This is a genomic window from Chryseobacterium camelliae, from assembly GCF_002770595.1.
GTDB classification, from domain to species: Bacteria; Bacteroidota; Bacteroidia; order Flavobacteriales; family Weeksellaceae; genus Chryseobacterium; species Chryseobacterium camelliae.
In genome coordinates this window covers 3,858,637-3,881,447 of the sequence record NZ_CP022986.1, presented here as the reverse complement: position 1 = coordinate 3,881,447, position 22,811 = coordinate 3,858,637, and the positions used below count along the sequence as shown (strand labels likewise).

Sequence of the window (22,811 nt, the reverse complement as noted above, 5' to 3'; positions counted from 1 at the left end):
GGTTATTGCCCAGGAACTCAACCTGTCCGAAAAGCAGGTTCATCGGGAATTCCTCCATGCCTACCAATGCTTACAGAAGGAAAACAGATGTTTAAAATCTTTCTGATATGGAAAAACCTACGATGACCTTGACCCGGAAAATCCAGTTGCTGATCGACGTTCCGTCCGATGAAAAAAATGAGGTGTGGGAAAAACTCTACCGGTACCAGAACCGCTGTTTCCGGGCGGCTAATTTCATCGTTTCCCATCTGTATGTTCAGGAAATGATCAAGGATTTCTTTTACCTCACAGAAGACATCCAATATAAGCTGGCTGATGTACACAAAGACGGAATGGGCATGTTCACACGTTCGAAAACCAATACCACGGCACGGATGGCCTTCGACCGTTTCAAAGGAGAAATCCCCACCGATATCCTGGGAAGCCTGAATAATACGATCCAATCCACCTTTTCTAAAAACAAAGCCGACTACTGGCAGGGCACACAATCGCTGAGGAACTTTAAAAAAGACATTCCCATCCCGCTTCCGGTGAAATGCATGAGCAAACTGAAATATGATCCCGGAAAGAAAGCGTTTTGCTTTAATATGTTTGCGATTGCGGTTAAAACGTATTTAGGAAAGGACTTTACCGATAAACGCCTGATACTGGAGCGTCTTTTAAAAGGAGAGATCAAACTTTGTACCTCCCAGATCCAGCTGAAAGCCGGGAAAATCTTCTGGCTTGCCGTATTTGAAATTGAAAAAGAAGAACATTATTTAAAACCCGAAATCATTGCGGAAGCTTCCCTGTCATTAGAACATCCCATCGTGGCAAAAGCTAATAACGTGCGCATCTATATTGGCTCAAAAGAGGAGTTTCTTTACCGCAGGCTGGCCATCCAGGCAAGTCAGAAAAGGGTTCAAGCCGGCATTGCCTATGCCCGTTCCGGAAAAGGAACCCAACGCAAACAAAAGGCCCTTTATAAAACAGACAATATGGAGCGCCGGTATGTGAGCCACCGGCTTCACCTGTACAGCCGGCAGCTTATTGATTTCTGCATCCGGCAACAGGCGGGCACCCTCATTCTTAAGAACCAGGAAGATAAGATTGGGACGGCAAAAGAACAGGAATTTGTGCTGCGCAACTGGAGTTATTATGAATTGCAGACCAAAATAAAATACAAAGCAGAGAAGGCCGGTATCGAACTGATCATCGGATAGCTGAAAAAATAACGAGGGTGCTTGTACACCCGCAGGGTGAGGTCGCGATACACTCACTGAATACTCAAGGGTATATACAACGGCGTGGGTTCTTTTTTTACCTGCAATAGTAATTAAAGGAACAACTCATATCATACGGAAAACATATTTGGACTTTTTTACCTACCAGATAATTTGCTTTCATAAGCTCAGATCTCTAAAACTGCTCTGTCTCCTTCGGATGTTCTTCGGTAATCCTTCGGAAAAAACATGTTTATTTCCGAAGCCGGCCCGAAGGTGATCCGAAGAAACCCCGAAGAACTATTCCTCCGGGTTATATAATTGCTGTTTTTAGCCGGTCACAGCTTCCTACTGATCCTGGTGTTGTTCCTCAGTGATCAATGTTCATGGTCTCCGGCATTGGATAAGGTAGCATTGACGAAAAATGCCCCCTTAACGACTATGGCAGCATTTTCAGGAATCCGGCCGACTGTAGTGATGGCCGTGTAGCCCATGTCGGAAGCGCCTTTCACCACTTCAATTTTTTCAAAATTCATTAAACCCGATTTTTTGGAAGCTGCATGGTCTTCACCGGCATGGGCATCTTCAGGATCGCTGTGTTCCTGCGGTTTTTTATCGGTCCTGATGAAGATGTAATATTTACCGTCTGCCTCTACGATAGCCTCATCCGGAACTGCCGGTGTGGTGCTTTTGTCCAAGCTGACAATCCCTGTAATGTTCATGCCGTCGATCAGGCCGGTCTTATTCCCGGTAACAGCACAATGGACGGAAATGGTCTTGCTGTCATTCTCAAAGGATGAGCCGATGCTGTAGACCTTCGCGTCATATTCCGTTTCGGGATTATTGGTCAGCTTAAAATGAACAATCTGGCCCACACGCATTTTCGGAAGGTCCTTTTCAAACACCTGAAGATCCAGATGGATGGAACGGTTGTCGATCACCTCTGCAACCGGTGCGGAAATATCTACATAACTCCCGATCTGCGCGCTGATGCTGCTTACGGTCCCGCTGATCGGCGATGTAATGGAAAGGCCCGACCTTAAATTATTGTTGCTGACTTTCCCCGGATTGATTCCCATCATCTGCAGCTGCCTGACCAGTGATGCCTGTTGTGTGCGGAGGCTTTTAAGTTCGGCTTCTGAGCTTTGCAGGTTTTTCCTGGCTCCGGCGTCGTGGTCAAACAGTTCTTTCTGCCGCCTGTATTCCTGCTCAGCAAAACCGATCCTGCTGTTTACCGTAAGGTACTGCTCCTGCAACTGAACGTACTCGGGATTGGAAACGGTGGCAATCACCTGCCCTTTCCGGATATCATCTCCGATCTGCACATTCAGGGTCCTGATGATCCCGCCATACATTGAAGTCACGGCAGCTTTATTGTTGTTGGGAACCCGCAATGCACCATTGGCCTTAATGGTGGAAGTGAGTTCTTTCATTTCCACGGTTCCCATAGTAATGCCCACTGTCCTGATCTGTTCGCCGGTAAGAGTGGCAACAGTCTGCGGTGCTTCCGTATGTAAGCTCTCCCGGACTGTTTTTTCTGTGTTATCCGTTGCTTTGTCCTGATTTTTATTGCAGCCGCTCAATACAGCAGCAATACACATGATATAAATAAATTTTCGTTGTATGTTCATTTTATGGGTTGATTATTGAATGGATGCTGATGACGGTCTGATTGACCTGCTGGACAGATTCCAGATATTTCAGCTGGATGTTGGCAGCAGTCTGCAAGGCAAACAGGTACTCAACATAAGATATTTCACCAGTTTTGTACCCGAGCTGGCCTGCCTTAACGATTTTATCGGCATTCGGCAGGGCCTGTTGTACATAATATTCATATTGCAGCACATTTTGACGGTATTGGCTGAAAAGGGTTTCCAGCTGTACCGACAGCTGCTTTTTCTGAAATTCCGCATTGGCTTCTGCGGCCTGTTTTTCATAGTCCAGTGATTGTATCCTTGCTTTTACCGCTCCGAAAGTAAGGGGAACCGCAATGCCTAATCCCACACTGCTGAACCGGTTTCCTGCATTATAATAACTCTCCTGCCCGTTAAGGGTATGAAAACCGATTAAGGATTGATTGGTATACCCTATGGTGAATTCCGGCATGCCCTGAGATTTTTGCACCGCCTTGTTCTTTTCAGCAATCTGCATTTGCTGATAAAACGCTTTTACCGTAGGATGGTCTGCGATAGCAGTACTGTCTATAATCTGATCTGCCTGTAAAGGCACGTAGTTTTTACCAGCCGCTATCTGGAAATCCTCTTTGATATTCAGAAGGGCCTTCAGGTTCTGATACGCATTGCTGAGGTAAACTGCATTCTGACTGATCAGAAGGCTGATTTCCCCGCGCTGCGTCTCAGCCGTATTGATTTCGATTTTTTTGATATCCCCTGCTCTGAACCGTACCGTCGCAATTCTGATAAAATCCTGGTATAAGCTGTCCAGATACGCAAGCTTGGACTGGTTATGCTGCAGATATTCGATCTGATAATAATAGGTCCTGACCTGTTTTGCAAGTTCATTGGCGGAAACAGCCTTATCGATCTGTTTTGCTTTGATTTCTTCGGCAATCAGCGCTTTCCGTGCCCTGAATAACGTAGGAAACGGAATATTCTGGGAAATGGAAAATGACTGGTCAAATTTAGGGCTGTTGTACTGTCCAAGCAAAGCCTCCAGATTCATTTTAGGCAACTCATAGGCCGTTGGTTTCAAAGCTTCGCTTACCCTGATATCCAGATCTTTTGACTTCATCAGGTCATTCTTTTCCAGGACCATCTTTGTAGCCTGTTCAGCAGATAAAACCGTATTCTGCGCCTTAACGGTCTGCCCGAAAAGCAGCATTGCAATAACAATAACCGGTATACCTGGTTTTAGGGTTAAATTTGTTCGGTGAATTGTAGTATTGAAAATAATATACAGTACCGGCAACACGAATAAGGTAAGGAAGGTAGCGGTTACCAACCCTCCGATCACCACTGTTGCCAGGGGTTTCTGAACTTCTGCCCCGGCTCCGGTAGCTACGGCCATCGGCAGAAAGCCAAGGGATGCCACAGCAGCAGTCATCAGTACGGGCCGAAGCCTCGTTGCAGTCCCCTTTTTTACCCTTTTTAAAATATCGGTTTCGCCATCTTTTTCAAGCTGGTTGAAGGTCCCGATCAATACGATCCCATTGAGCACGGCCACTCCGAACAATGCAATAAACCCGATCCCGGCACTGATGCTGAACGGCATGCCTCTCAGAATGAGGGCCAGCACACCGCCGATAGCACTCATCGGGATTGCGGTAAAAATAAGTGTCGCCTGTCTGACAGAACCGAAAGTGAAGTACAGCAGCATAAAGATCAGAAGCAGGGACACCGGGACAGCGATCATCAGCCTTTTACTGGCCGCCCGGAGGTTTTCAAACTGCCCTCCGTAAGTCATATAATATCCGGAAGGTAATTTGACCTGCGCATCCAGTTTCTTCCGGATATCGCCGACAACACTTTCCACATCACGATCCCTGATATTGAAACCTATAACAATCCTTCTTTTGCCTTCTTCGCGGCTGATCTGTGCCGGGCCCAGTTTATAACTGATATCGGCGATCTGTGAAAGCGGAACCTGGGCTCCTGAACCGGTAGCTACCATCAGGTTGCGGACATCATCAATACGGGTTCTGTGGAGACTGTCCAGCCTGACCACCAGGTCAAACCTTCTTTCATTTTCAAAAACCTGACCGGCAGCTTTGCCGGCGAAGGCCGTACTGAGCACATTATTGACGTCTTCGATGTTCAGCCCGTAGTTCGCCATCCTGGTCCTGTCATACACAACGTTGATCTGCGGAAGGCCGTTGACCCTTTCAATCTGCGGGGCCGTAGCTCCGTTTACCGTACGGATGACTTTTGAAACCCGATCGGCATACAGGGAAAGGGAATCCAGGTTTTCCCCGAAAACCTTTACGGCAACATCCTGCCTGACGCCCGTCATTAGCTCATTGAAACGCATCTGGATCGGCTGGTTCTGCTCAAAGAAAACACCCGGGATCACGGCCAGTTTTTCACTGATTTCGTCTGCCAGTTCTCCATAGGATTTCTTTGTTTTCCATTCGCTCTGAGGTTTAAGGATCACGATCAGATCCGATGCTTCCGGAGGCATCGGATCCGTAGGAACTTCCGCAGAACCGGTTTTTCCTACCACCATTTTCACCTCCCCAAACTGTTTGATGATGCGGGAAGCCTGCATGGATGTTTCCACACTCTGGCTGAGAGAACTGCCCGGCGGTAAAATACAGTGGAAAGCATAATCTCCTTCCTGCAGCTGTGGAATAAATTCCCCGCCCATATTCCGGAAAACCAGCACACTCATGATGAAGAGCGATAAGGTAACTGCTACCATCCAGTATTTAAAGCGGATCGCTTTTTCCAGGAAAGGCTGGTAGATGCGCTGCAGCCTGCTCATCATCCTGTCTGAAAAGGTCTCCTTATGGGATATTTTTTTAGAAAGGAACAGAGCGCTCATCATCGGGATGTAGGTCAGGGACAGGATGAGTGCGCCCAGAATAGCAAACCCTACGGTTTTAGCCATGGGGGTGAACATTTTCCCTTCTACCCCGGCAAGGGTTAAAATCGGGATATAGACGATCAGAATGATGATTTCTCCGAATGCGGCACTGCTTCTTATTTTTGAAGCTGACAGAAATACTTCTTCATCCATTTCAGATTGGGTAAGAATGGCGTTTCCTTTTCTTAATCCCAGATGATGAAGGGTTGCCTCTACAATAATCACGGCTCCGTCTACAATCAGTCCGAAATCAATGGCACCCAGGCTCATCAGATTGGCGCTGACACCAAAGACTTTCATCATTCCCAAAGCAAACAGCAGGGAAAGCGGAATGGCAGAAGCTACAATAAGCCCGGCCCTGAAATTCCCCAGGAAAAGCACCAGTACGAAAATGACGATCAATGCTCCTTCGATCAGGTTTTTCTCCACGGTTTTAATAGCCCGCCCTACAAGATCAGTCCTGTCAAGGAACGGCTCTATGACCACATCTTCCGGAAGTGATTTCTGAATGGTCGGAATTTTATCCTTTATGTTTTTAACAACCTCGTTGCTGTTGGCGCCTTTCAGCATCATGACAATCCCGCCTACGGCATGTACCTGTCCGTTGTAGGTCATGGCTCCATACTGCACCGCATTGCCGAAACGCACATCCGCCACCTCTTTGATGAATATCGGAACGCTCCCCGTACCGTTTTTTACCGGTATATTCCTGATATCCTCCAGTGAGGTCACCATGCCGATCCCGCGGATAAAATAGGCATTCGGCTTTTTATCAATATAAGCACCCCCGGTGTTCTGGTTATTTTTTTCCAGAGCGGTAAAAATTTCGGTGATACTGACGTCCATTGCCTTAAGACGGTCCGGATTGACAGCCACTTCATATTGCTTCAGCTCACCGCCAAAACTGTTGACCTCAGCAACACCGGGTGTTCCGTTCAATTGTCTCCGCACGATCCAATCCTGCATGGTGCGGAGTTCTGCGGAGGTATATTTGTTCTCGCTTCCTTTCCTGGGATGCAGGATGTACTGGTAAATTTCTCCCAAACCTGTACTTACGGGAGCAAGTTCAGGAGTGCCTATACCTTTGGGTATTTCTTCTGAAGCCCGTTTCAGCTGTTCACTGATGAGCTGCCGCGCAAAATAGAGGTCAACATTTTCCTTGAAAACTACCGTAATGACAGACAGCCCGAACCTGGAAATGCTCCGGGTCTCCTCAATATCCGGGATATTGGCAATACTCTGCTCAACAGGAAATGTTACCAGCTGCTCCACTTCCTGCCCGGCAAGGGCAGGACATACCGTAATGATCTGAACCTGGTTATTGGTAATATCCGGCACAGCATCTATAGGGAGCCGGGTGGCGCTCCAGGCACCCCATAGGATCAACAACAGGGTCATCATACCGATGATCAATTTGTTATTGATACTGAATTTTATGATTTTATCTAACACCTAAATCTGATTTAATTGATATTGAACTGACTGACAGCATGCCCGAAAATATCAGACATGAGATCAGCATACACAGCATTGGAAACCACGCAGTGTTACTGCAGGTTTTACAACGCATGACATAAGGGAATGCTCCCTGAAAACAATACAATTAAATCTTAGGCGGCTGCCATATCTGATCGTACACCAGATAAGCAAAGTCATTCTTCCGGAAAAGAATTTTCCTGGAAAAATAGGTTTTTACCTGTGCAGGTACATGTAAAACAGGTTCCTGCCTGAAAACATCTGCCGTAATCTGGCAGCAGTTACAGATGCATAAGGGTGAACAGATATCTCCCCTGTCTTTGGAATGTGAATTTTCAGAATAGGGCATCATTGTTGCGGATGTCCCGGAATAAGCCTGCGCATTGAGATCATTGCACGGCAATACAGTAAGTACCGCAAAATAGATCGTGAGCAAAAGTCTTATCAGATTCATAACGCAAATGTAGCAATATAATTTAAATTAATCTTCAACCAGAAGTATCCTGATCCTATCCATTACGACAAACTTTCAAAAGGAGTTAAGAGATTTGCAGAAATCAGCAAAGCCTGCCTATTCCGGTAGTTGTTATCGTCTGGCCTGTTCATATATCTGACACAAACCGTAAATCAAACCTCAGCAAATCAATGATAGTTAATAATATTCCATAACACAACCTATTGTTACGGAATTTTATACATCAAAAAATCGATTTAGCACAATAATTTATCGCAATCAAAACGAAAAGTTCAATATATTTGCTTTATCATATTATAAAGTGAAGAACTGATCTAACCATTCCGTTTCCATGAGAAAATACTTTGGATTTTTATTACTGGTACTGCTTCCGTTTCAATTCTACAGCCAGCAGAACCTTTCGGCTGATGAATTATTTGCACAGGCAAGGACGGCCGCCTTTGACCGGAAAGACTACACAAAATCGATCAGTCTTGCCAGGCAGGCTTTGCAGATTTCACCCAACTATACTGATATTTCAGTATTTTTAGGAAGGCTGTATACCTGGAATGATGATGTCCCATCCGCACGGGCGGTATTTGAAGAACTTGGCAGCAGAAATGTTCAGGACGAAGATTATTTTATCGCTTATGCTTCCCTTGAATACTGGAATGACAACAATACCAAAGCTGTTGAAATCACCGACAAAGGCCTCTCCTATCATCCGCAGTCTGAGGCGCTCTGGCTTTTGAAAGCAAAAGCTTATTACGCTGCTAAAGAGTATGCAGAATCTGAAAAAGCCATTAAACAACTTCTGGTGATCAATCCTAAAAATACGGATGCCATGAGCCTGGCGGTCAGAATCAATGATCTTGCCTCCAAAAATGCCCTAAGCATTACCTACAACTATTCCCATTTTGACAGGCAGTTTTCGGACGACTGGCATATTGTAGGGGTAAGCTACAAAAGAGTGACTCCCATAGGCTCTGTCATTGTGAGAGGCAACTATGCCAACAAATTTGCAGAAAGCGGTACCCAGATCGAGCTGGAAGCCTACCCGAGGTTATCCAAAACATTTTACCTGTATGTGGGCGGTGCTTATTCTAATGACGTAGGTATTTTCCCGAAGTACCGTACCGGTATTTCATTAAATGCAAACCTCCCGCACAGTTTCGAGGCAGAACTAGGATACCGGCAGCTTTATTTCAGCAATAATATCTGGCTGTATACAGCGTCTGTAGGAAAATATTACAAAAACTTCTGGTTCAATTTCAGGACCTATATTACACCAGACAACCAAAATATTTCCCATTCCTATACCGGAACGGTCCGTTATTACACGAAGAGTGCACAGGATTATTTTGCCTTTCAGATCGGAACCGGGATCAGCCCGGAAGAGGCCCGTAATAACCTTCTGGAAAACGAAACCTTTAAACTCAAAACCTTTAAGATCGGAGGCGAATATAATTTCTCCATCAGAAAAAACCTTTTTTCCGTTGGTACGATGTACTACAACCAGGAATACCGTCCCGGTGAGAAAGGCAACCAGTTCGATATCACTCTGGGGTACACCAGAAAATTCTAAGGTTTACTGTTCCCCCTGTTTCATAAAGTTCGTAAATACGGAATCCGGCAGCAGTTTCCGGGTCTGTTCAAATGCAGCATTCATCCTTTTGAACCGGTTAAATCGTCCGTTGATCCTTTTCAGCGTCTCGGGATGATCATAAGCGTCCTCTTCTGAATTGGTAAGGATAAACAGTTTTCCGTCATGGATGTAATATTTTTCAGACACAAAATCGGTTAACAGGCTTTTGCTCTGCATCATAGGGATATCGCTTTTGCTGATCTCAGAATCCGGAGCTAAACCTCTTCCCACCCATGCCACCTTGGAAGGCGTGCGAAGGTTATAATTCTTACGGTAATACGCCAGGATAGATGGTGCAATATCAAAGTGACTTACCGTCTTCTGGAATCTTTTCGGTTCTTTCAGGAGTGGTGAATAGATCATCATCGGAACATGAAACCGGTCTATTTTGGACTGCAGAAGAATTTCCGGCATACTGTGGTCTCCCGTCACAAAGAAAATAGTTTTGGAAAAGTCGGGCCTCTTACTGTAATTCTCAAAAAACTGCTTTAAAGCATCATCTGCATTAAGAACGGACACCAGCTGGTTTTTGTATTGTGCCGCCCATTTTTTCTGTTCCGGCGTCAGTGCATCAGACTTCATCCTGTCATTATATTTTTTCTCATAGTATCCCCTATTGTTAATCAGAAAAGGATTGTGCGTAGATAAGGTAAGAATCATATTGAAATAAGGTTTCGCCTGTACCTTCTGTGATGCCAGGGCTTTCCTGAATACGGCCTGGTCTTCGTAGCCCCAGCTTTCCCCGCTGCTGCCTGCCGGAAGCTTACGATATGAATTCTCATAGGAACCCAGCTCAATAATATGGTCTACTTTACTGTATTGCAGGTAATCCCTGTACCGGTCGAATGAAAGATTACCTCCGTAATAGAATCCTGTTTCAAAACCGTTTGACCTGAGGATATTGAAAAGATTAAAATGATCAGGGGTTTTCTCAATTTCCAGAAAGCCATTCTTTCCGAAAGGCAGCGATCCTGTAAGGGATGGCAAAGCAGCAAAGGTTCTTCCTGCCGTACTCATGCTGTTTTCCCAGAAAAGGCTTTTATGGGAAAGAGAATCGAGGAAGGGTGTGAAATTGCCCATATATCCTTTCGGAGTGGTATAGGCATGTCCGAAACCTTCCAGAACAATGAACACCAAATTCGGTGTCTGGTCTGATTTATTCAGGTACTGACTCAGGAAATCCTGGGTGTCTTCTTTCCTGCTGAAAGGAAAAGCTCCGCTGAACATGGCATCATCTGATCCGGAATCTTCATCGGAATTCACAAGCGCTGCAATTTCCGGATGGTCACTGATGAAGTTTTCTTCATTAGCCCTGAAGAAATAGGCCCATTTACTTTTGGCAGCATTCTGACTGAACTCATTGGCTCTATTCAATGCCTGTGACTGAAAAACACTTGCCGGAATAAACAAGGCAGCCAAACCTGCCCCTAACACCACAGCTCCGGGATAAACGGATCTGAAGCCCGTTCTTCCGGACATCCATAAAGGAATGAATGATACCGCCGATAAGATCGCCAGTAAGGCATAGTTCTTTAAATTAAGCATACCGCTTGCAGCCAGGATCTGCTTCATTTCTTCTTTGCTGTAATAGATCAGATCTGCTCCCAGCAGATTTCCTGTTTCGGAAAAATACAGAAAGAGGATGTACTGTGTAACCACTACCAGGCCACACGCAGCTACTGCCAGTATTCCTGCCCAGCTTTTTCTGATACAATACAGGATCAGGTAGATCAGCCCAAAGACAAACATCAGCTGGAATATAAAAAGGATGTTATCAATAAAAAGCGAGCCGGTAACAGCCCCTGTATCCACCTGTGCATGCATGTACCGGTACCAGAACCACTCAGCAGCAACGCCCAATAAAAACAGTACACTGAAAGTAACCGACAGCAGACCCCATTTCTGAAGGCCGCTCTGAAGGATGATCCAGATTCTTTTTCCTAAAGGCAAATGCTGTATATTCTGGCTGAACCCCTGCCGTGTCATTTCTCCCCAGCCATGCGATTTCCTAAAGTAATCGATAAAACCGTCAACTGCCGCTCTTACGGTAATCGGATGAAAATAAAACGGCTCGGAAACAGCCGTGGCAAGAAGGGCAAGAAAATCTTTTTTCTTGCTGTATACCTGCTGGCTGACCATATCCACCAGTATCCCGTACACGGAATATAAAAATCCTATGGATATTCCGAGTGCAAGCAAAACGAAAAAGAATGGCCAGTTGATGATTCCCAAAAGAAGGAAAATAACGAACACGATATAACCGGAAAATTCCACCAGCGGCCCCAGGAACTCAAAAAAGAACCAATACGGAAGGCTGACCATTCCGAGCTTCCTGTATTTCGGATTGAACATAAGCTTACGGTGCTTCCAGAGTGTTTCCATGGTTCCTCGCATCCAGCGGTTCCTCTGTTTTTTCAGGATATCTTTGCTCTCCGGAACCTCAGTCCAGCAAAGTGGGTCAGGTATGGTCAGTACTTCATAAGGTTCTTTTCGTTCCTCCATGTATTTCCTCATCCTTACCACCAGCTCCATATCCTCGCCTACTGTACTTTTGTCATAGCCGCCGCATTCCAGGACAATTTTCCGGTCAAAAACCCCGAATGCCCCGGAAATAAGGATCAATCCCGATGCACGCGACCAGGCCATCCTGCCTAGTACGAAGGCTCTGATGTATTCCAATGCCTGGGTTCTTCCCAATAAGGTTTTCGGCATATTCACACTGACTACTTTTCCGTCCTCTACGACGCAGTTATTGGCAAGACGGATGACGCCTCCACAGGCAATGATTTTTTTATCCGTCTGTTCCAGAAAAGGTTTTGCCAGCTTCAGGATAGCATCCTGCTCAAGAATGCAGTCAACATCAATACAGACAAGATATTCTCCGGAAGAGACGTTTATTCCCACATTCAGCGCATCTGCTTTTCCTCCGTTTTCCTTATCCACAACGATGAGCTTCTGAAATGCCCGGTTCCGGCTTTTATAGATGCCTTTTACAGGATTTGTTTCTATCTTTCCCTGCACAAAATACGATATACATTCCAGATCGTATGCTTCAATGAGTTTCTGCATGGAGTCATCTTTACTGCCGTCATTGATGATGATGATTTCCAGGTTATGGTAATAGAGGGACAAAAGAGACCTTACATTTTCCACAACTGTCATCCCTTCATTATAGGCAGGAGCCAGAAGGCTGAAAACGGGAGCATTGGGATTGGACGCAATAATGCTGTAATCCGTAAAGACATTTTCTTTTTTATAGCGTAAAACCGCACCGAAGGCATATATTCCTATCCATGCATAAATAATCGCTACCGCTGCACCATACAGCAGATAAAGCCAGATAATGGCTTCATATATAATGTGTGAAAACTCTATCATACTTTTTCCTGCAATGCGTATTTAATAATTTGAGTCAATTCTTCCGATGCATTTTCAGATCCGGCAAGTGCTGACAGATATTCATGATGCCCCAGCTCAGAAAGCGCCTGTGCAGCATTAACCTTTATACCCGGGTGTACTGATTCTGATAATTCTCTTTTAAGAAGATCTGTGCAGCACTGATCTTTAGATACACGGATTGCATTCAGAATTTCCATGCGTACATCTTCAGGCTGGCTGTCATAAATACCAGCCAGATAGGGAACCGTTTCAGGATTTTCAAGCGCCGTCAGTGTTTGTACAGCCTTTATTCTGACCTCTGCAGAGGAAGTACTGAAAAGGGATATGATTTTGGGGTACAGAGCAAGCAGCTGAAATTTCCTGATCAGTTTAAAACTGAACACCACAACAGTGGTATTGATGCTGTCAAGCCATTTTTCTATCACAGCCTCACAGCCTGCAGGCAATACAGGGATAGACAGCAGCAACCTCAACTGTTGCCATTCTGAAATCCTGGAAGGGAAAGTATCGAGAAACTGCAATCCTTTAAAACCATTAAACCTGACCATGGCATACTGTGCTTCCTGATAAACCTGCACAGAGGGATGCGAAAGGAACCGGCTGATTTCCGGGACAGCACCGTCAACATCCATCACGGTAAGTTCATGTATTCCCCGGGCAATCAGATGCGGCTTTTTTTGTTTGAGCTTGTTAACAGACTCATTACGGAGGTGATAATCTTTAAACAAGCTTCTGATTTTATCTTTTGCAGACCCGGAAAACTTTTTCTCGGAATCCACAAGCTTTTCCAATAGCATATTCCTGAATGAGGCGTTCCCGGAGAGAAGTTCAAACTGTTTATGTTCAGGAACCTCATCTTCTGCATATACGATCACTCCAGATATTTTTTCATCAATGATCCTCAACCAGCCGGCTGTACGCACAGATGCCGTATACTCCCTGAAATTATACAGAAGAACAATCATGAACAAAAGGATCACCAGTGATAGCATCACTATGAAGATAATAAAGAGAAAATGTACTGATGAAATGAGCATTGTATTCTATTTTGGCATAAACCTTCGGATCCTCAGCATCAATTCATTAGGACTGAACGGCTTTACAATAAAGTCTGAAGCACCCAGGTCAAAGGCATTGAGGACCACTTCTTCCTGCCCCATGCTGGAAAGCATAATGACAGGCACTTTTTTACCCATAGCCTGTATTGCGGAAAGTATTTCTATCCCTGAAGCAAAAGGCATCATAATATCGGTAAGGGTAAGGTCAACGTCTCTTTCCTTGAGTGTCTCAATGGCTTCCCGTCCATTGCGGGTTAAAATAACCTCATGCCCCTCTTTCTGCAGTTTGTGTTCTATTGTTTTCAGAATCAGCTCATCATCTTCGGCGATCAAAATTAACATAGCTCTTGATTTTTATGGTATTAAACTTTTTGCGATATTCAATCCTATTGTTATTTGTTGTTTTATTTCATGTTCCATGGATGTAAAATCCATGTGGTCCTGTGCTTTTTTTTCCCAGCTCAATGCGCATTCGGAAAGCCTGAACAAACCGGCAGTTCCGGCTGTGCCCTTAAGCTTATGCAGGATCATTCTGGTGTCTGCAACATTTTTTTCCGCTGCTGCCTGTTCTATATTTTTTTGTGCCTGCCCAAGCTCCTGAATGATCAGATTCAAAAACACTTTTTTAAAGTCTTCATCACCACCGATATTTTCATTCAGCATATCTATATTGATGTATTTCTCAGGCTTTATCTGGTCCTGCTCTTCCGCTTCATGAGTACTGAAAGACATATGTTTTTTCAGCATTTCTATCAGATCTGCCTGCCTCAATGGTTTGGGAAGGAAGTCATTCATCCCACATTCCAGGCATTTTTCTTTTTCGCCCAGTACATTTCCTGCCGTAACTCCAATAATCGGGACATCCTGATACCCAGGCAGGAGGCGGATATTCTCCGTAGCTTCAATACCGTTCATTACCGGCATCTGGACATCCATGAGAATAATGGAAAACTGGTTACTTTTGCACGCCTCCAAAGCTTCGAGGCCATTGATCGCTTCTGTTAAACGTGCATCAGGAATAATGGATTTCATCATTTTGTTGTTCAGCACCATATTTACCGGGTTGTCATCTACCAACAGTACCTCAGGACCTTTGGAAAAGGAAAACAGGTTCTTCTCCGGGGCTTCCTGTGCGCCAGTCTCAATCACATGGTTTTGCGACACGCGTTTCAGTGTTTTGTAAAGCTCATCTGATTTGATAGGCTTCAGGAGGAAATAAGAATTCTCCTCTTTACGGAATGAATTGATGATATCATGTTCCTCTGAAGAGGTATGAAGGACCACGAGTGGCGAGATCTCTTTGCGCTGATTAAACAGTTCACGGATCTTTTCAATGGTTTCCATCCCGGAAATTACAGGCATATGATAATCCATGAGGATCACATCGAAACGTTCGCCTTTCAGCAGTATCTGCAAAGCTTCCATTCCGTTGGCTGCCAGCGTTGCATCAATATTTTTGTAGGCGAGCATATGCTGAAGGATGATCCTGTTCGCTTCATTGTCATCCACAACAAGCACTTTGCCAATGGCCATATCATCATTATCATCATTCAGATCGGACATTTCATACGGAACCTCTAGGTCAAATGAAAATACCGATCCTTGATCCGGTGCACTGATCAGGGAAAGACGGCTTCCCATATACTGCAGGATATTGTTCGATATGGTAAGCCCTAAACCTGTTCCGCCGAACCGTTTACTGATGGAACTGTTCTCCTGGGTAAAAGCATCGAAGACATATTTCTGTTTTTCAGCAGGAATACCGATTCCCGTATCCCGTACCGAGAAACGCAAAGTGATATTTTGATCATCCATGCTCATCTTTTCCACTTTCAGTTCAATTTCACCTTTTTCCGTGAACTTTACGGCATTGCCGAGAAGGTTGATCAGGATCTGCTTAAGCCTGGATTCGTCCAGTAAAAGCGTTTTCGGAAGACCCGGTTCGATATTCAGGAGAAGCTCGATATTTTTTTTCTGTGACTGGTAAAGAATAACATTAATCACCTGACTAACCATATCGTAAACATCGGTTTTATCGATGAGAAGTTCCATTTTACCGGATTCTATTTTAGAAAAGTCGAGAATATCATTGATGATGTTTAAAAGATTTTCCCCGGATTCATTAATGTAGTTCAGGTATTGTGTCTGGATCTCATTCAGAGGGGTTTTCAAAAGCAGGTCGGAGAACCCGATTACCCCGTTCAGAGGCGTACGGATCTCATGGCTCATATTGGCCAGGAACTCAGATTTTGCCCTGCTTGCCAGATCGGCCGTTCTCTTGGCATCCTTGAGCTCTTCATTGATCTGTACGGCATTGGTAATATTCTGCACGGAAACAATAATCCCTCCTATTTCATGGTCTGTAAGGTACCATGGACCTACTTTAAGGTTATAATGCTGGATTTCTTCCTGACCATCAACAGGGATAATAAAATCCTCATTGATATAAATTTTTCCCTGAAGCGCAGCACGATAAATTTCTTTTCTTTCATCCGGAATATTAGGTGATATGGTAAATATATTTTCCCCTGTAAGATCGGTATCATTCATGTTGAATTCATCCTTCCAGCTGCTGCTTACAGAAAGATAATTAAGCTCTTTATCGAACATGGCTACTGCTACGGGAACATAGGTAACAAAAGACTGCATCATTGCTTCTTTCCTTGCCACCTCAAGAAACATTTTTTTGAAACCATCAATGTCCTGGATAATCCCGAACACCCGGTTGCAGGATCCGTCTTCACATTCCGGAATTCCTTTAACACGCACCCAGATGTCGATCCCGTCATTGCGGACCAGCTGAAATTCTTCATCAAATCCAATTCCTTCGGATACTGCTCTGTTGAAGAGCATTCTCATCCTTTCCCTGCTGTCTTCTTTGTAGAACCCAATAGCATTCTCAAAGGTCGGCTGGAAATTGCTTTTCATTTTATGGATTTCCTTGGTGCTCTGGGACCAGAATACGGTATCGTTTTTCAGGTTTACTTCCCATCCGCCGACCTGGGCTACGGAACTGGTCTGCTCCAGCATTTTTTTTGTGTAAATAAGGTCTTTTTCCAGCGTCATTCTTTCGGTGACATTCAGCGCAGTACTCACCACATACGGCCTCTCTTCTTCATCAATCTCCACTATGTTCTGATACATCCATATCAGTTCCTCCCCTTCTTTAGTTTTCAGGATCATAGTCCCGAAATCTTCTTTATTCTGATTGATCCGTTCAAGATACTGCTTTAAGGTAAGCCAGTTCTGCTCGGGAACAAGGTCCCTGAGGTTAAGTTTTTTTACCTCCTCGGCAGAATAATGAAGCATTTCTCGACCTTTTTCGTTGACAGCCAGGATATTGCCATCCATATCATGCATACTCATCAGGCCGATGGCATTTTCAAAGAAGCTTTTAAAGCGCCTTTCCGAACTCTCCAGCTGCCGCTTTTCTTCAATCTGCTGCGTAATGTTGATCCCGAAGCAAAAAATCTCAGCGTATTTATGGTTTTGCGTCAGGTACCACTCTACGGTTACCAGGCTGCCGTCATTGATCCTAGTGGATGTTGTACAGGTATATTCTTTTCCGCTACCCGGAAAGTTTCTGATTTCACGCTGTAATTCCTGATCTTCTCCTAAAAAAGTAAGAAAGCTTTGATTAACTACATTCTTTTTATAGAGTGAAAAAACGTCTTCAAAAGCCGGATTAACATCCTTGATCATCAATTGGCTATCCAGAACACAGATCAGATTATTGGAGATGTTAAAGGTCTGCTGAAAATACTCTGCCTGGATGCTTTTCCTGTTGCTCATTAATAGCCGCGTCACCACTTCGCCCAGCTTTTTAAGGGCTGAGATCTGGCTGTCTGAAATGATCCTGGGTTTATAATCAATGACACAGATGGTTCCTAATGCAAAACCTTCATCATCAATAAGCGGCGTTCCTACATAGAACCGTATTCCTCCATCAAGCATGATCTTGCTGCCTGAGGTTCTTTCATCCAACAGGGTATCATTGATGATCACGATCTCTCCGCTCGCAATGGAATACTGGCATGGCACACTCGTACGTTCCATGGAATCTATTGAAAGTCCCACACAGCTCTGAACGGTCTGAGTGTCACTTTTCATGATTGCAATAAATGAGGTGGGACATCCTGTGATAAGACAAGCTGTTTCCACAAAAATGTCCAGTTGGGGATCTTTGACAGGACTCGGAAGGCCAAAAAGTTCCAGTCTCTTTAAGCGTTCTTCTTCATTGGCAGGGACAGGATAGTTGTTCATCATGATACCTCATTTTTTTGTTCTGTTAAATGTAATTATAAATTTAATAAAAATGTATATTTTATTAACTTAAATAACATACCACACGAACAAAACAAGCATATCAACACCTCACATCAATAAATTATCCATACTAACAAATGATCTTATTGAAAATCCATTTACAGCCAGTACCCATTAAAAGCCCGGTTTCCTGAGCAGGATCATATAGTTATTTCTATGTGATTCCCTTCAGGATCAAGAACCACACTTTCATAATAACCATCGCCGGTTGTCCTTGGTTCACCCACAACTTCATACCGGTCCGTGCGCAGTCTTTCCGTCAGTAGACGAACGGTTTCCTTATCGCCTACCGAAATAGCCAGATGGGCAATACCTTTATGAAACCCTCTGTTGAAAGGCTGTTCTGTAACGTCAGGTCTGTTCATAAGTTCCAGACGCGTTCTGTTTTCGCCAAAGGTGAGGAAATAAGAGGTAAATCCCTTTTGTACATTGGTGTACTTTTCATTGCTTACCATATCAAAATAGGTCACATAAAATTCCCGCATGCTCTCCAGGTCATCGACCCAGATGGCTACATGTTCAATATTCATAATTCTTTAAGGTTTAATTTGTAAAACACAATTTATTATTTTGCAAATTAATGCAAATTTGCTTAATATTGCAATAAAAATAATATATGTCTGATGTTACAATTATAAAAGCAAAACGGGCAACCCAGTATATTTTTCTGGTTTGCGGCCTTGCTTTGTCCAGCTGGGCCCCGATGGTTCCGTTAGCAAAGGACCGTCTTCAGCTGAATGAAGCGGAACTCGGACTGTTACTATTGCTCCTGGGAGGCGGGGCTTTAGTTACCATGCCTTTATCTGGATTTTTTATCAGCAGAGTTGGAAGCCGGAAAGTGATTCTTATTTCCGTACTGCTTACTGCATGGCTTCTTCCCTGCCTGCTGGTGATTGCGGATGTATACCTGATGGGCGTCGCAGTCTTCGCATTCGGATGCGGAATCGGCACCATTGATGTAGCAATGAATTCCCATGGCGTGCAGGTGCAGAACGCTTATAAGAAACCGATTATGTCTTCATTGCACGGGCTGTTCAGCGTGGGAGGGCTGTTAGGATCTGTAGGGCTCGGTTTTTTGATTAAAGCAGGCTTAGATCCCCTGTTTGCAGCGGTTACCATTTCCGCTGTATTGGTTGCCCTGCTGACTTTCCAGTTCAGGAATCTGTTAGGCTATACTTCTGAAAAAGAAATTACCGGAAAATTCTCCCACATCAATGAAAGTGAAGCAGCAACGAGCCGTTTTCAATGGCTGAATGCATCGGTATTGCTGTTGGGAATGATGTGTTTCATCGCCTTTCTTTCCGAAGGAGCGGTGCTGGACTGGAGCGCAATCCTCCTGAGGGACCATAAAAATGTCTCTGCAGAATTTTCAGGAACAGGATATGCCGCATTTTCCGTGGCCATGGCAGTCATGAGGTTAACCGGAGATTCCCTGGTCAGCAAACTGAACAGCAAAACGGTTGTTGTCGGCGGCAGCCTGATCGCAGCTGCGGGCGTCGTTATTTTGATATTCAGTCCATGGATTGCAGGATCACTTGCAGGATTTATTTTACTCGGCATTGGCGCAGCGAATATAGTCCCTGTTTTTTTCAGTGAAGGAGGCCGTATTGACGGGTTGTCGCCTGCTGTAACCATTCCTGTAATTTCTACGATGGGATATGCCGGCCAGCTGGCGGGGCCGGCACTTTTAGGGTTTATTGCCCATCACTTTTCTTTGAACATTGCCTTCGAAATCATAGCTTTGTTATTTGTAATCGTAGCCGTACTCTATACATTCAGAAAATAAATTATGCTGAAAGAAGAACGTTTTGAAATCATCCTTAAGGAACTGAATAAGAAAAAGAAGATCAAGTTCGAGGACCTGGCCCTCCGGCTTCACGTTTCTGAGGATACCGTACGCCGGGATATCGATATTTTACACCGCAACGGCCTTTTATCCAAAGCCAGGGGCGGGGCCATTCTCAGGGAAAAAGATCCGCTTACCTTTCATGACCGCACCTCATTCCTGACGAAAGAAAAAGACATCATTGCAATGAAAACACAGCAGTTCCTGAAAAACGGAATGACTGTTTTTATGGATGGAGGCACAACGGTATGTGCAGTCGTTGCCCATATGCCTTTAGACATCAATCTCAGGATCATTACCAATAACTATTCGGTTGTTCCTATTATTGAAAAGTTCAACCATGTAGAACTGATTCTTTTAGGCGGAAATTATGAACGCGACCTGGCTGTCACTTCAGGATTAACCACCTGCTATGAGGTCTCCAAATATATTGCAGATATGTTCATTATGGGAACATGTGCCATACACCCTGAATTTGGAATTACTTCCGTCTCCCTCACAGACGGGGAAACAAAAAAAATGATGGTACAGTCTTCAAAGACAACCATCGCACTGGCAAGCCGTAACAAGCTTAATCAAAGTGAGGCTTTCAAAGTCTGTGAAACGAACCGGATCAGCACTTTAATTACGGATCTCAGTTCGGATGATTCTGAGCTTGATTCTTTCAGGAAATCAGGAATTCGGATTGTTTAGGCGCACTCAATATCTACGCTGAATTTATACAATTATGCTTTGAGTAAAACAGAAAATCATTAAAACAGAGTATGGGGTACCTTTTCCGGTTCCAGGTTTTCGTAATACAGGTCCGGTGAATAATGAGGATACTGGAATTCTTCGATAGGCGCGCGGTCCAGGAATTCTTTGCCCCTCTTTGCATCCAGTGTAATGATCATCCGGTTATGGATTTCCGCCTGTACCGGATTAGGAAGCGTGGTTACGAGCCCAAAACCTAAATTACCGTCAGCATACACATCAAAATATCCTGCGATATAAAATTGTGCCTTGTGATTCCAGAACATTTCATGTTTCACTTTAACAGGTGTCTTTTTTCCGGGAACCGGTACGGTTTTGTATTCGAAATACGATGAAGCAGGAATCAGGCATCTGTTCTGCTCTATTTTGCGGTAAAAAGTATGTGTATTTTCAGACTGCAGGTTTTTGCCTTTTGTAGGCGCGTCCGGGTGCTGCTGTACGCCCCAGAATGTATTCATCAATACAATCCCATGGTGATTGACAATAACAGGAATATCCGGTACAGCCTGCCGGTTGAACGCATTCACGCTGCCGTGAAGTGTGAATTCCTCTTCATCATATCCTTCAGCATTTAAATCTTCGACCGCTTTTTGAAGGCTAACTTTCTTATTGTTAAAATTGTAACACATTTTTATTTAAAATTTTCTTTAAAAGAACAAAATCCATGCAAATAATTCACATTCAGCATTAAGGTTATCAATCCGGAAGAATGCCATATTATAATTTTTAAGTATCCTTCAGTTTTATGGTCCTTATTCTATAAACCAGATCTCAAACCTGCTTCCCTGTTCCAGGGGTTTATAATTCAGGTATCCTTTATGGGCTTCAATAATGCTCTTACTCAGCGTAAGCCCGATTCCGGACCCTCTGCTTCGGGTAGTAAAAAAAGGAAGGAATATCTTATCGTGAATTTCTTTCTGAATTCCGCTGCCATTATCTTCCACACTCAAAACGACCCTGTTATTGAGGATCTTAATTTCTGTTTTAATCGTTTTTTCATCCTGTTCTGAAACGGCATACATGGCATTGAGATAAAGATTGATCAGGCAGCGCTCTATCATCTTTTCGTCCGCGGAAATCAAATGGTTTTCAAGGACATCGACTGTACTGATTTTATTTTTTTCAAATTCAGGTTTCAGGAACAGTAAAGCAGATTCTACAACAGCCTTCAGTGAAATGGTTTTAAAAACCGGTTTGGGAAGCTCTGCCACCTGACGGTAATCATCCACAAAATTTAATAGCTGCCTGGACTTCGCATTAATGATCATGAGGCTTTCCTTCATATCCTGCTGATCTTCCTGATCTATGGTATCCTGGTTAACGATGTACTCCAGATTCTGAATAAGGCTGTTGACCGGCGTTAAGGTATTCAGAAGCTCATGGGAAATTACTTTCATCAGGTTGTTCCAGGCCAGCCTTTCTTTCTGTTCTATGATTTTCTGGACAGATTCCAGGCTGATGATACAGAACCGGTGCCTGGCGCTCTGCACTTTTTTAGTCCGTAAAGAATAGGACTGTTTCGTATTTTCATTGATTGAAATATCAAAAAAGTCCTGGGAATTTTCATAGCCGGTTTCTTCGATAATGTTATAAAAACCGGGCATCTTGTTTTCGTACAATGCCCAAAAATTGTATTTCGGAATCTGAAGGGTTTCCAGAAAAACAGGATTTACGTAAAAGACTTCCCATGCATTTTCTTTTTCTGAAAGAATCATAAGCCCTATTTCAAGCTGGTTGAGAATCTCCTCATACAAGATCCTGTACGATGACAGTGAAAGATGTTCTTCTTTGCTTTGATAATACAGCTTCACAGCATGATCCGCCAGAGCATTTCCTTCCCTCCCCGGAAAAAGGGAAAAATCTTTTTTCTGAATGGCTGAAAGCAGTTTCTCAGTCTTATGAACGTAAGCCAGAGCCGAGGCTTGTGAAAGAATGATGCATCCAACACCAATCATGATGAAAAGAAAGCCAGAGATCCATTGATTCTGCTGATAAAAATGAAACGCCAGAATGCCGCAGGCAACAGCGAGGATCATAAAAAGATAGGTGTAAATGTATTGTTTATTCATGTAGGCAATTGTTTGTATCAAGCCTTGTCAAGGCTGGGTTT

At 44.0% G+C, this 22,811-nt stretch carries 14 protein-coding genes; 4 read left to right on the top strand and 10 right to left on the bottom strand.

Annotated elements, in window-relative coordinates:
• Positions 1-107: 107 nt before the first annotated feature.
• Positions 108-1,202 (top strand): hypothetical protein, encoded by a 1,095-nt coding sequence (locus tag CGB83_RS17865; RefSeq protein WP_100077047.1) that lies wholly within the window; start codon positions 108-110, stop codon positions 1,200-1,202.
• A 377-nt stretch (positions 1,203-1,579) separates the two neighbouring features.
• Here the strand turns inward: CGB83_RS17865 and CGB83_RS17860 are convergent, their stop codons facing one another.
• From CGB83_RS17860 to CGB83_RS17850, 3 genes are all read right to left on the bottom strand, one after another.
• A complete protein-coding gene (locus tag CGB83_RS17860) occupies positions 1,580-2,833 on the bottom strand; it encodes an efflux RND transporter periplasmic adaptor subunit (protein ID WP_100077046.1) in 1,254 nt (417 codons plus the stop codon).
• Position 2,834: 1 nt separating this feature from the next.
• A complete protein-coding gene (locus CGB83_RS17855) occupies positions 2,835-7,196 on the bottom strand; it encodes a CusA/CzcA family heavy metal efflux RND transporter (RefSeq protein ID WP_100077045.1) in 4,362 nt (1,453 codons plus the stop codon).
• Positions 7,197-7,347: 151 nt separating this feature from the next.
• The gene (locus CGB83_RS17850; RefSeq protein WP_100077044.1) at positions 7,348-7,674 is read right to left on the bottom strand and encodes a DUF6660 family protein; all 327 of its coding nucleotides are present in this window, start codon (positions 7,672-7,674) and stop codon (positions 7,348-7,350) included.
• Positions 7,675-8,026: 352 nt separating this feature from the next.
• On the opposite strand from CGB83_RS17850, the gene CGB83_RS17845 reads away from it, so the two are divergent.
• Complete coding sequence (locus CGB83_RS17845; RefSeq protein WP_100077043.1) at positions 8,027-9,259, top strand: YaiO family outer membrane beta-barrel protein; 1,233 nt, start codon at positions 8,027-8,029, stop codon at positions 9,257-9,259.
• 3 nt (positions 9,260-9,262) lie between these two features.
• Here CGB83_RS17845 and CGB83_RS17840 read toward each other — a convergent pair whose 3' ends face one another.
• From CGB83_RS17840 to CGB83_RS17820, 5 genes are all read right to left on the bottom strand, one after another.
• Positions 9,263-12,697 carry a sulfatase-like hydrolase/transferase gene (locus CGB83_RS17840; RefSeq protein WP_100077042.1) on the bottom strand — a complete coding sequence of 1,145 codons (3,435 nt, stop codon included), beginning with the start codon at positions 12,695-12,697 and terminating at the stop codon, positions 9,263-9,265.
• The gene (locus CGB83_RS17835) at positions 12,694-13,755 is read right to left on the bottom strand and encodes a HEAT repeat domain-containing protein (RefSeq protein WP_157761455.1); all 1,062 of its coding nucleotides are present in this window, start codon (positions 13,753-13,755) and stop codon (positions 12,694-12,696) included. The genes CGB83_RS17840 and CGB83_RS17835 overlap by 4 nt, the downstream gene beginning before the upstream one ends.
• A gap of 6 nt (positions 13,756-13,761) precedes the next feature.
• Positions 13,762-14,118: a response regulator transcription factor gene (locus tag CGB83_RS17830; protein WP_100077040.1), complete on the bottom strand. Its 357-nt coding sequence runs from the start codon at positions 14,116-14,118 to the stop codon at positions 13,762-13,764.
• A gap of 12 nt (positions 14,119-14,130) precedes the next feature.
• On the bottom strand, positions 14,131-18,042 hold the full coding sequence (locus CGB83_RS17825) for a response regulator (RefSeq protein ID WP_228419993.1): 3,912 nt from the start codon (positions 18,040-18,042) through the stop codon (positions 14,131-14,133).
• A 200-nt stretch (positions 18,043-18,242) separates the two neighbouring features.
• Positions 18,243-18,632, bottom strand: coding sequence for a VOC family protein (locus CGB83_RS17820; protein ID WP_100077039.1), 390 nt, complete (start codon positions 18,630-18,632; stop codon positions 18,243-18,245).
• 86 nt (positions 18,633-18,718) lie between these two features.
• Here CGB83_RS17820 and CGB83_RS17815 point away from each other — a divergent pair, with 86 nt between their 5' ends.
• Positions 18,719-19,888, top strand: a complete 1,170-nt coding sequence (locus CGB83_RS17815) for an MFS transporter (protein WP_100077038.1) — start codon at positions 18,719-18,721, stop codon at positions 19,886-19,888.
• Between the two features lie 3 nt (positions 19,889-19,891).
• Positions 19,892-20,641: a DeoR/GlpR family DNA-binding transcription regulator gene (locus CGB83_RS17810; protein ID WP_100077037.1), complete on the top strand. Its 750-nt coding sequence runs from the start codon at positions 19,892-19,894 to the stop codon at positions 20,639-20,641.
• A gap of 59 nt (positions 20,642-20,700) precedes the next feature.
• On the opposite strand, the gene CGB83_RS17805 is transcribed toward CGB83_RS17810, so the two are convergent.
• Positions 20,701-21,330: an SOS response-associated peptidase family protein gene (locus CGB83_RS17805; protein WP_100077036.1), complete on the bottom strand. Its 630-nt coding sequence runs from the start codon at positions 21,328-21,330 to the stop codon at positions 20,701-20,703.
• Between the two features lie 123 nt (positions 21,331-21,453).
• Positions 21,454-22,770, bottom strand: coding sequence for a sensor histidine kinase (locus tag CGB83_RS17800; protein ID WP_100077035.1), 1,317 nt, complete (start codon positions 22,768-22,770; stop codon positions 21,454-21,456).
• Positions 22,771-22,811: the final 41 nt, after the last annotated feature.

What these genes read in the sequence shown, in the direction of transcription:
- CGB83_RS17865 (WP_100077047.1), top strand. Translation starts at nt 108, where the DNA reads ATGGAAAAACCTACGATGACCTTGACCCGGAAAATCCAGTTGCTGATC.
- CGB83_RS17820 (WP_100077039.1), bottom strand. Translation starts at nt 18,632, where the DNA reads ATGAATATTGAACATGTAGCCATCTGGGTCGATGACCTGGAGAGCATG.
- CGB83_RS17850 (WP_100077044.1), bottom strand. Translation starts at nt 7,674, where the DNA reads ATGAATCTGATAAGACTTTTGCTCACGATCTATTTTGCGGTACTTACT.
- CGB83_RS17830 (WP_100077040.1), bottom strand. Translation starts at nt 14,118, where the DNA reads ATGTTAATTTTGATCGCCGAAGATGATGAGCTGATTCTGAAAACAATA.
- CGB83_RS17815 (WP_100077038.1), top strand. Translation starts at nt 18,719, where the DNA reads ATGTCTGATGTTACAATTATAAAAGCAAAACGGGCAACCCAGTATATT.
- CGB83_RS17860 (WP_100077046.1), bottom strand. Translation starts at nt 2,833, where the DNA reads ATGAACATACAACGAAAATTTATTTATATCATGTGTATTGCTGCTGTA.
- CGB83_RS17825 (WP_228419993.1), bottom strand. Translation starts at nt 18,042, where the DNA reads ATGATGAACAACTATCCTGTCCCTGCCAATGAAGAAGAACGCTTAAAG.
- CGB83_RS17835 (WP_157761455.1), bottom strand. Translation starts at nt 13,755, where the DNA reads ATGCTCATTTCATCAGTACATTTTCTCTTTATTATCTTCATAGTGATG.
- CGB83_RS17800 (WP_100077035.1), bottom strand. Translation starts at nt 22,770, where the DNA reads ATGAATAAACAATACATTTACACCTATCTTTTTATGATCCTCGCTGTT.
- CGB83_RS17805 (WP_100077036.1), bottom strand. Translation starts at nt 21,330, where the DNA reads ATGTGTTACAATTTTAACAATAAGAAAGTTAGCCTTCAAAAAGCGGTC.
- CGB83_RS17810 (WP_100077037.1), top strand. Translation starts at nt 19,892, where the DNA reads ATGCTGAAAGAAGAACGTTTTGAAATCATCCTTAAGGAACTGAATAAG.
- CGB83_RS17840 (WP_100077042.1), bottom strand. Translation starts at nt 12,697, where the DNA reads ATGATAGAGTTTTCACACATTATATATGAAGCCATTATCTGGCTTTAT.
- CGB83_RS17845 (WP_100077043.1), top strand. Translation starts at nt 8,027, where the DNA reads ATGAGAAAATACTTTGGATTTTTATTACTGGTACTGCTTCCGTTTCAA.